The sequence below is a fragment of the Candidatus Avelusimicrobium stercoris genome (genome assembly GCF_002437085.1).
In the GTDB taxonomy this organism is placed as follows: Bacteria; Elusimicrobiota; Elusimicrobia; order Elusimicrobiales; family Elusimicrobiaceae; genus Avelusimicrobium; species Avelusimicrobium stercoris.
In genome coordinates, this window is record NZ_DJOA01000050.1 from 1 (window position 1) to 6547 (window position 6547).

Annotated in this window: 3 protein-coding genes; all 3 read right to left on the bottom strand. The window is 49.7% G+C overall.

The window, feature by feature from the left end; translation table 11 throughout:
• Window positions 1–1526 (bottom strand): hypothetical protein (locus B2118_RS07260; protein WP_428054616.1); only part of this gene is annotated, 1526 nt, incomplete at its 3' end.
• Window positions 1527–1540: 14 nt separating this feature from the next.
• Window positions 1541–3466, bottom strand: coding sequence for a hypothetical protein (locus B2118_RS07265; RefSeq protein ID WP_428054618.1), 1926 nt, complete (start codon window positions 3464–3466; stop codon window positions 1541–1543).
• A gap of 120 nt (window positions 3467–3586) precedes the next feature.
• Window positions 3587–6193 carry a tetratricopeptide repeat protein gene (locus tag B2118_RS07270; RefSeq protein ID WP_428054620.1) on the bottom strand — a complete coding sequence of 869 codons (2607 nt, stop codon included), beginning with the start codon at window positions 6191–6193 and terminating at the stop codon, window positions 3587–3589.
• Window positions 6194–6547 lie beyond the last annotated feature (354 nt).

Below are 6547 nucleotides of genomic sequence, written 5' to 3' on the forward strand. Positions count from 1 at the left end.
CCCGCTACGTTCGGATAGCGGATGTTGGCTTTTTCGCCGCAGATTTTTTTGAAATTGGGCTGTTGCACGAGGTTATCTCTAAACTGGTTGCCCAAAGCCAAATCAGCGCGGCCGTCTTTACCGGTTTTAATAGCCCCTTCCAACACAATGCTGCGGGCTTCACCGCCCTTGGAGGGGAACGGGTCCGTATAGGAAAATTTGGTAATCCACATTTCCTGCGGAATCGTGTCCACCACTTCCATAATTACAGGCGTAATGGTATGGTCAAACTGCAACATTTGCTGTAAGTTGGAGTTTTGGCTCTTCATTTTGCTCAAATTGCTTTGGATTTGGCTGGCCGTTAAACCGTCAAAATCGGCAATCGTCTGCGTGGCGGAAGCCTTGGTTTGGCGGAGATTTTTCTCGGCGCTCTTTACACCCAAATAGCCTTTGCCGATAAGGAGCAACAAAATAACAATCAGCACCGCGGCCACTTTCCAAGCGGTCAGGCTGGCGTTAAATTCGTAATCGCTCAAACGGTTGCCTTTGGTAAAGTCCAAATCTGGGGTTTTATGGTCGTGAAATTTGATGCTCGCGCCAATGGCGGCAATTTCCCCCGCCGAGCGCGTTTCAATGCCGTAAACCTCGCTTAAATTCCATTTGCGCACCGGCTTTTTGGAGTCGGCTTCCAGCGCGGGAATCCACGGGTCCACATCCGTACCCACGATAACGGCTTCTTCAAACGGGTCCTTTTCCAACTGTTTGGCCACAAATTCCGTGCAGTTGGTGATTTCAAAGCGGCGGCGTTCCGCCGGCAGAGAACCCGAAATTTCCACCTCGCGCAAAAGGACGGGGGCGTTTTCGTTTAAGAAAACAAAACTCGCCAAGTCTTTGCCGAAGAAGGAATAAATGCGGCCGCCGTTGCCCACGGCTTCTTTGTCGCTGTCGTTAAACGCGCGGCCCAAAGAAAGGCTGGACGGTTCCACGGACACGAGTTCCAACCCCACCGATTTCAACCCCTTGCGCAGGCGTTCAATAATCAGTTTGGTGGTCATCGCAAACACCACGCCCAGGCGTTTTTGCTTGGTCGCGGCGGTTTCAAATTCATAGACGTGATACGCATATTCCGCTTTTTCAAACGGAAAATGAATATACTTGCGCGCTTGGAGCGGGATGGAACTCTTCCACATTTTGCGCTCAATAGCGGCCGGGATAACAAAGTGGCGCAGTAAGCAGAAAGAAGAAGCCAAACTGACCACCACACGGTTGGTTTTCCATTTCTTTTTAGACGTTACTTTTTTAAGGGATTCCAACCAACTGTCCATAGAAAAGAACGTTTCGTTCAAATCTAACGGTTTTAATAAAGTTTTATCTACGGAATTAATCGGCACGCGCACCAAAGATTCCAGCACGGTTCCGCTGTCTTTTTTGGTGGTTTGCGCCACATACATTTCGTCAATGCCAATGTAAATACCCAAGCAATCCGGGTGGGCATTCATATTTTGGCCGATTAACGCTTCCGTAATACTAGCAAGATTGCTATTCATACTCACCTCGGGGTTTAGTTAGCGCTTCCAGTGCCGTAATCTTCATACGGCATATCGTACGGATTATTTACCGGAGCGGTGGACGGCTGCGTAGTATAGGCTTGCGTATCCGTCGGGGTATCATACGGAGAATAAGGCTGCTGAGTGGACGGATAAGCCGCCGAGCCGAGCGTATCGGGCGTATCCACCGGAACGGTCGTGGTTACGTCCGCAGCGGGAGCCGCCGTTTCCGTTTGGGCTTGGGTTTCTACTGGCTGTTCCGCAGGCGCGTGAGAAGCGGTCATCGTGCGGGTCGGTTTGGTCCACAAGCGTTCCGTTTTATAATTGCAAGAGGGGCAAAGTTCATCACCCGTTACCGCCGTCTGGCAGGCAGAGGTGCCGCAAGAAGCGGAAGCGGTTTTCTTTTGCGCCGAGCATTTCACAATCACGCGGCGGCGCAAGGTTTGTTTTTGGCCCTTCAAATCCGTAGCGGTCAATACCAAGGTGTATTTACCGCAGGGGAGTTCCGGCCCGATAATACCTTTGCGGCCGTTCCATAAAATCTGGTGATAAACCGGCGTAAAGCCTTCCAACTGGCGGACAACATAATAGTTGCCGTCGCGGCCGTGCTGGACGACCTGCAAGAGCCAGTTATCAATCGGGTTTACCGTTTCCAACACAGAAAAATCTACTGCATAGGCTTCGCCCAACGCGCGGTCAATGGCGTGGCATTGGGGCACAATCGCCATACTAAGCAGCGGGGCTTTTTCGTTGCCTTCGTTCTTTTCCATACGGGTCGGCAATTTGGCGGTGTAGTCAAACACGATAGCAAGCCCGTTCAAATTGGCAAAGCGGGCCGGCGGTTCCTGGTCGGCAAGGCCCAAGTTGTAATGCAATTTGCCTTGGGAAATACCGCGGTTTACAAAATAAGAGTTAAGCGCCATCGCCTGGCGGATACCCGAGAGGGTTACGTCGTCAGTGTAAGAGCCGGGCGGCAAAATAATATAGCCCGCGCCCTGCACCAAGGCCAACATTTCGTAAATGCTGTTTAAGAGCGGCAAGGCTTCGGGGCGAAATTTGTTTCCGTCAAAAAGTACGTCGGCGTCAATATCCAAGGCATCGGGCATATTGTCGCGGAAATAAAGGTGCACGCCCTTGGCGGCATTGATTTTTTCAATGGCGGCGGCGGTCATAGAATCCAACTTTTGGTTGGTGTATAAATCGCGCGCTTCCACCGCTTCGGGAGACGTTAAATCGGTAAAAGTGGAATCAGCCGACGAGGTCAACGTGCCTTCTTGGCGGGCGGCGTCCGTTACCGTCTGGGTTTGATTAGCAATCGCCTGTTCGTCCGCGTTTTGAACAGCCGTTCCGGCGGCAGTTGCGGCCCCGGCCACGGTGGAGGCTTCCACAGCGGCTTCGTTCACATCCGCGGCGGCCTGCAAAGCGTTTTGGCGCGCAGTATCAGCGGCTTCTTGGGCGGCTAATCGCTGCGCTTCAATGCGGTCCGTCAACGCCTGTTGTTGGGCGTTTACGTCGTTTACTAATCCTTCTTTGGCTGCGGCGGCCTGTTCTTGCGCTTCTTGGGCTTTGGCTTGCGCTTCGGCCGCGGCGGCTTGCGCCTGCTGTTGGGCTTCGGCCACAGCGTCGGTGGCTACGTCGTCCAGCGTTTTTACTTCGCCTTCTTTAAAATTAACATCCACTTCCACCGGGGTTTGAATACCACCGATACGGTTATGGATTAATTCCACATATTTATTGGCTTCGGCTACTTGGTCTTTATCGCCGTGAACCATCACGTCAATAAAATAGTCCATTGCTTCGCTGTCTTTATTTTTTTCGTACAGCGAGATACCTTTTGCCAACTGCTTGGCGGGCGAGGCCGCATAAACCAGCGTTCCCCCCGTCAATAAAAAGCATAAGAAAGAAACGGTCAAATAACTGAATATTTTATTTGTTTTCATTATTGATTTTCCTGTCCCTTGCGATAATAATGGGTTCACCCTGCAACACACAGATAATAGAATTATAGCAATTTAGCGCGGTTTGTAAAGCGCATTTTTTATAAACGCGGAAAATTGCCGTTATTCAAGCGCCTTTAAACGCGCCGTAGCCACCGCGTTTTGCGGGTAATAAAACAACGCATCCAACAAACAGCGTTTGGCGTTTTTCACGTCCTCCGCCTTGCGGTAGAGGGTGGAAAGCGCGATATTGGCCCACAAATCGTCCGGGTGTTCGGCGAGCAATTGGTCCAAAACCTCTTTGGATTTAATGTCGTTGCCGGAAAGCGACAAAATGCGCGCGAGTAAAATCGGCCCGTTGGTGTCCTCGGGGTATTCCTTGATATACGCCTCTACATCACTGCGCAAGCGGTGCTGGTAAAATTCGGACATTTTTTCAAACTTGTCCGCCTTTTCCTGGTAGCGCTGCAACTGACGCGCCTGCGCCAAAATAGCGGGTTTATCCTTGGTTTTGCCGTACAGCGAGTCCAAGCGCGCGAGTAGTTCCTTATCTAGTGTATCCACGGTAAGGCCGCGCTTATAGACGCTTTTGGCGTATTCGGTATCGCCCAATTTTTGATGGATTTCCCCCGCCATACGCCACAGCACGGGCTCGTACGGGAAGAGTTTTAAGCCGCGTTCCACCAATGACAAGGCGTTTTCGTCAGCATAAATAACATCTTCATCCAACAGTTGCGAAAGCATTTGATATGCTTGCAAATTGTACGGATGCAATTTTAAATTATCCATTAAGTAATGCACGGCCTTTTTGTTGTCGTGCGTGCCCAAGGCGGCCAAGGCGGCGTGAAAATAGACCTCTTCGTAATACGAAGCCGCGGCAATCGTCTTTTCAAAGGCGGCCAAGGAGTCTTTATATTTGCCCTGCGCCAAAAGGACATTACCCAAGCGGAAGCCTGCTTCGGTATTGGCCGGGTACAACTTTAACGCGCGGGAAAGATTCTCCACGGCGGCGGGGTAATTCTTCGCCGCAATTTCCTTTTGGCCCAAAAACGCGCGGTGTTCGCTTGCCAGCCACAACCCCTGCCACGCAATAACGGCCACGCAAGAGGCCAAAACGGCCAAGGCAACGGTTTTGGTAACCGGGTTGACGGTAATCACCACACTGCGCTCTTCCTTGCCTACGCCGCTGACTTCGGCCCCAACAATCCACCAAAAGATAAACGCCGGCACCACCGCGTGCAGGGAAATATTAAACATATTGTCCGCCAGCATCCCCAAAATACCGCAAAATAGCGCCTGCAAAAGTTGCTTTTTATCGCCCTCTTTTTTATGGGCGGCAAAGTCGCGCACTTCCAAAAAAAGCACCATAAACATAAAGAGGAACAAGCCTAAACCGACAATTCCCCCCTGTGCCAGTTGGAAGAACAGTTCGTTGTGCGGCGCGTGGGTAATGGTTTTTAGTTCGCGCAAATTGGGATAATGGAGCAAGGTTTTGGGCTGGTTTTGCTCAAAAGCCATTTGAAAATTTCCCAAACCGCTGCCCATTACGGGGCGGTCCAAAAAGATTTCCTTGGAAACATCCCACATAAACAAACGCTGGTGGAGCGACTGGAAGATATGGTCCTTATCAATGTTAAGCGTAATGTTAGAGGGCGTAACGAGGGATAGTTCCTTGGCGCGCGTGGCCACCGGGCGGGTAGCCGAAGCGCCGTCTATATATACGGAGCCCCAACCTACGCCTATGGCAAGCAGGGCAAGCAGAAATACACGGCCTTTGCGCTGCCAAATAAGCGAGCGCAACGTGCCGAACATCCACATCATAATAAGCCCGCACAAGGCCCCTAACCAGCACGAACGCGCCACGCCAAAGGATAAGAACAAAATATATACAAGCACTAACAGGCCATAGACAATAAAATCCTTTTTGCTGTCCGTGCGCATATAATACACGAGTAACGACGGCAACAGCATTACCACCGCCGAGGATAAAAAGTTCGGGTTTCCAAAGGTGGAAAAGGCCTTGGTGGCAAACTGGTTGATTTCAAACGGCCATAAAAATTCAAGTCCAAGCGCCTGCAAAACGCCGTAACAGCAAGCCAAAAATACGGCAACAAACATCAGTACCAAAATATTTTCCTGCGTAAGTTTTTTTAGCACCCGCACGCCTAAATAAACGCCTAAAATCCACAACACGAGCGCGTACCAGTCAAACATTTGCGCAAAAAGGCCATCGGAAGCGATGTTCGTTTTTAGCATTGGCAAAAAATACCACAACGCCCCCCACGCCAGAAAGAGCAAAATATAGTTGGTTTTGCTTTCTATCACACCCGAAAAGACCACATTTTTGCTGATTACATACGCCCCCAAGGCCACAATACCCAGCAATGTGCCGTAATTAAGCAAACCGTAAAACATTGTTTGGCGCAAGGCCTGCGGTGCGGACGACACGGCAGAAAGCCACCCCACCACGCACGCAATCACATAGACAAAAAAGGCCAAATCAAAAAATGTTTTAGTAAAATCAATATCCTTTAAGCGCAAAAAGCGGAACGCCAAGGTACCGTAAATAAGGGCCAACAGCACATATAACAGCGTATTTTGCACAAAAAACGGATTGGCGGTAAGGTCGGTAAAAAACACGAGCGGCACGACGAGGAAGCACATCGCCAGCAACACGCGGATAATCTTCATATAGATAGTTTCTTTTTCGGGTTTGATTAAATTTAGCATAAAAAGTCCATAAAAAGGTTTATTATATTGTAGTTTTTTACGATGTGCAAGGTAAAGGGGCCAAATTAGATTAGAAAAGAAGGGAAAATGATACTTGATTGTAGACGACGAATAACGCGCCGTCATCCCATAAGGTTTTTATATGGGATCTGCTGTTGCGTGCCAAAACAGCAAAAGACGGATTCCCGGCTACAACACTCGGGAATGACGACTTTATGAAAAAAAGAGGTCATTCTGAACTGGTGGCCCGCAGGGTTTTCAGAATCTACCGCTTGGGTAGTTTGCCGTTTATAAAAATAATAGTCATACTGGAAGGTTTCTGTCCAGTATCTACTCCTTATTTAATAACAACAG

Bases quoted from the DNA above. Each gene is read 5' to 3' on its own strand.
- B2118_RS07270 (WP_428054620.1), bottom strand. From the start codon at position 6,193: ATGCTAAATTTAATCAAACCCGAAAAAGAAACTATCTATATGAAGATT.
- B2118_RS07265 (WP_428054618.1), bottom strand. From the start codon at position 3,466: ATGAAAACAAATAAAATATTCAGTTATTTGACCGTTTCTTTCTTATGC.